Source organism: Micromonospora sp. URMC 107 (genome assembly GCF_051386315.1).
GTDB lineage: Bacteria > Actinomycetota > Actinomycetes > Mycobacteriales > Micromonosporaceae > Micromonospora.
Map to the genome: position 1 here is coordinate 1 of NZ_JBPQTK010000244.1, position 3,549 is coordinate 3,549.

Genomic DNA, 3,549 nt, shown 5'->3' on the forward strand with positions numbered 1-3,549 from the left:
TGATCCGACGTTCCGGGAGTTGCTGGCGCGGGTGCGGGAGACGACGCTGGGCGCGTACGCCCACCAGGACCTGCCCTTCGAGCGGCTTGTGCAGGAGCTGGCGCCAAACCGCGACCTCGCCCACGGCGTACCGCTGTTCAACGTCGACCTGATGCTGCAGAACGCGCCGTTTCCCCACCACGACCTCGGCGACCTCCAGGTGACGATCGAGGACCGCGACACCGGCACCGCCAAGAGCGACCTGGGCCTGATGTTCTGGGAGTCCGTCGAGGACGGCCGGCCCCAGCTCGTCGGCTGGTACGAGTACAGCACCGACCTGTTCGACGAGACGACCGTCCGCTGCCTCGTCGAGCAGATGCTGGCGGTGCTCGACCACGCCACCACCCAGCCGGACGTGCGGCTGTCCGAGCTGTCGATGATGGACGACGAGTCCGTGCGGATCGTGCTGCCCGCCGCCCGGGGCCGCCGCACCGAACCGGACGCCTTCACCTCGGTGCTCGACATGTTCACCGCGACCGTACGCACGCACGGCCGCCGCCCGGCGCTGGTCATGGACGGCGTCACCTGCGACTACGAGGAGCTGGACCGGCGCGCCAACCGGCTCGCCGCCGGCCTGCTCGCGGCCGGTGTGCGCCCGGACGACCGCGTCGCCGTGTTCGCCCGGCGCTCGATCGGCTCGCTCGTCGCCGTGCTCGGGGTCCTCAAGGCCGGCGGCGCCTTCGCGATGGTCGACACCGACACCCCGTCCCGGCGGCTGACCGCGCTCCTGGACAGCCTGGCCCCCCGCGTCGTCGTCACCGACGGCACCGCCCCGCTGCCCGAGGGCTGCGCCGTGCCGACCCTGCCGGTGCCCGCCGTCGACGAGCAGCTCGCCGCCGCCCCGGCCGTCGCCCCGCCGCCCCACGCGACCGCGTACGTGATGCACACCTCCGGCTCCACCGGCACACCCAAGGGCGTCCTGATCGAGCACCGCAGCCTGAGCAACCTGACCCGGTGGCTGGATGACGTGATCCACCGCACCGCCGAGCGGGGCGCCCCCGTCGCCACCTTCAACGCCGACTTCACCTCCGACGCCTTCGTCGAGGACCTGTGCCTGCTGTTCCTCGGCGCCACCATGCACATCCCCGACGCGATGCTGCGCCGCGACCCCGCCGGGCTGGCCGCCTTCGTCCGCGCGCACGGCGTGCAGTTCCTCCAGTGCTCGCCGACGCAGATGCAGCAGCTGCTCGACCGCGACCTGTTCGGCGCGGACTCACCGCTGGAGCGGGTCGTCGTCGCCGGCGAGGCGGTGAGCCAGGCGCTGTGGGACCGGCTGGCCCGCCTCGACGCCGAGGTCTGGAACGTCTACGGGCCGACCGAGTGCACCGTGGACGCCACCGCCGTCCGCATCGAACCGGACCGGGTCTCCACCATCGGCAGGCCGATCGACAACGTCGACATCGTCATCCTCGACAGCCTGGGCCGGCTGGTGCCCGTCGGGGTACGCGGCGAGATCTGCATCGGCGGCCCGCAGGTCGGACGCGGGTACGCCGGCCGCCCCCGGCAGACGGCGGACGTCTTCGTGCCCGATCCGCGCCCGTCGCACCCGGGGGCCCGGCTATACCGCACCGGCGACGTCGGCGCCTACCGCGCCGACGGCACGATCGCCTTCCACGGCCGGGCCGACCACCAGGTCAAGCTGCACGGCCACCGGGTCGAGCTGGGCGACGTCGAGTCGGCGTTGGCCCGCTGCGAGGGCGTCGCCGACGTGCGCGCCGTCGTCGGCACCGGCGCCGACGGCGGCGACGTCCTCGTCGCCTACGCCGTACCGCACCGCGACCGGCTGCTCAGCGAGTCCACCGACCTGCTGCGGTCGTGGGAGGAGGTGTTCGACGCCCAGCAGGGCATCGCGCACACCGGCGCGGCCGACTTCGACCTGGCCGGTTGGAACGACACCGCCTCGTCGCGCCAGATCGCCGACGACGAGATGCGCCAGTGGCGCGATGCGACGGTCCGGCGCATCCTGCGGCTGGACCCGTCGGACGTGCTGGAGATCGGCTGCGGCACCGGCCTGATCATGCTGCCGCTGCTGGCGCACGTGCGCTCCTTCGCCGGCGTCGACATCTCCGCCGCCACGCTGGACAAGCTGGCCCGGGTGGTGGCCGACCAGGGGCAGGACGACCGGGTGTCGCTGCACCGCGCGCACGCCGCCGACCTCGACGGGCTCGGCGGACGCCGCTTCGACGTCGCGATCCTCAACTCGGTCGTGCAGTACTTCCCGACCGCGGCGTACCTCGGCGAGGTCCTCGACGCGGTCCGCGCCCGCCTCCACCCGGCCGGCCGGATCTTCCTCGGCGACCTGCGGCCCCGCGAGAGCCTCGTGCTGACCCACCTGTGGATCGAGTCCGTCCGGGGTGGACGGCAGCTCACCCTCGGCGAACTCGACCGGCGCTGCCGACGCGCCGTCGAGGCCGAACGCGAGCTGCTCGTCTCCGCCGTCGACCTGGTCCGCGCCGCCGGCGACGGGGCCTGGGTCGACCACGACCTGCACGAGGGGCGCGGCGCCAACGAGCTGGTGCGGTTCCGCTACGACGCGACGGTGCACCGCGCGCCCGCCGACCTCGTCGTCACCCCCCGCTGGCAGGACTGGAGCGAGGGCTGGGACCCGCAACGGCTGTTCGCCGACCCGTCCGCCACGCTCGGCGTACGCGGCATCCCCAACGCCCGCCTGCGGCGGGAGCGGGCGCTGCTGGCGGCGCTGGGCACCGCGCCCGAGGGCACGACCGTCGGGCAGGCGCTGGAGGAGTCGACCGAGCCTGACGGCGTCGACCCGCAGGACGTCTTCGACCTCGCCGCCCGCGCCGGGCGCGCGGTGCGCACCCGGTGGACGCCGGGGCGCATCGACGGCGTCTTCGACGTGGTCGTCCTGCCCGGGTCAGCCGCCGGCCGGCGGGTCGCCATCGCCGACTTCGACCGGGACGGGATGGACGGGACGGCCGCGGCCAGCGACCCGCTGAAGGTGCACGCCCGGGCCCGGCTCGTCGCCGAGCTGCGGGCCTGCGCCACGCGCGAGCTGCCGCAGCACATGGTGCCCGCGCGGTTCGTGCTCATCGACCGCATCCCCGTCGACCGGGCCGGCAAGCTCGACGTGCGGGCGCTGCCGAAGCCGTACGACGAGCCGGCCGCGCCGACCAGCACCGGTGAACCGCCGGCCGGACCGGTCGAGGTGGCCCTGGCCGGGATCTGGGAACGCCTGCTCGGCGTGCGCGGCGTGACCGCCACCGACGACTTCTTCCACCTCGGCGGCCACTCCATCCTCGCCACCCAGCTGGTCAACCGGGTCAACGACCTGTTCGCCTGCGGGCTGACCCTGCGCGACCCGTTCGAGCGCCCGGTCCTGCGCGCCCTGGCCGGCCGGATCGGGGAACTGCTCGCCGACGCCACCAGCGGCCTGCCCCTGCTGCCGGTCCTGCGTCGCCGCCACATGCCCCCGTCGTTCGCGCAGGAGCGGTTGTGGTTGGTGGATCAGTTGGGTGGGTCGGCGGCTTACAACATTCCGCATGCGTTGCG

General features: G+C 74.2%; 1 protein-coding gene. It reads left to right on the plus strand.

Features of this window, described 5'->3' with window-relative positions; all coding sequences use genetic code 11:
* Positions 1-3,549, plus strand: a 3,549-nt coding sequence (locus tag ACSNN9_RS28145; protein ID WP_436676336.1) for an amino acid adenylation domain-containing protein, incomplete at both ends; no start/stop codon positions are given.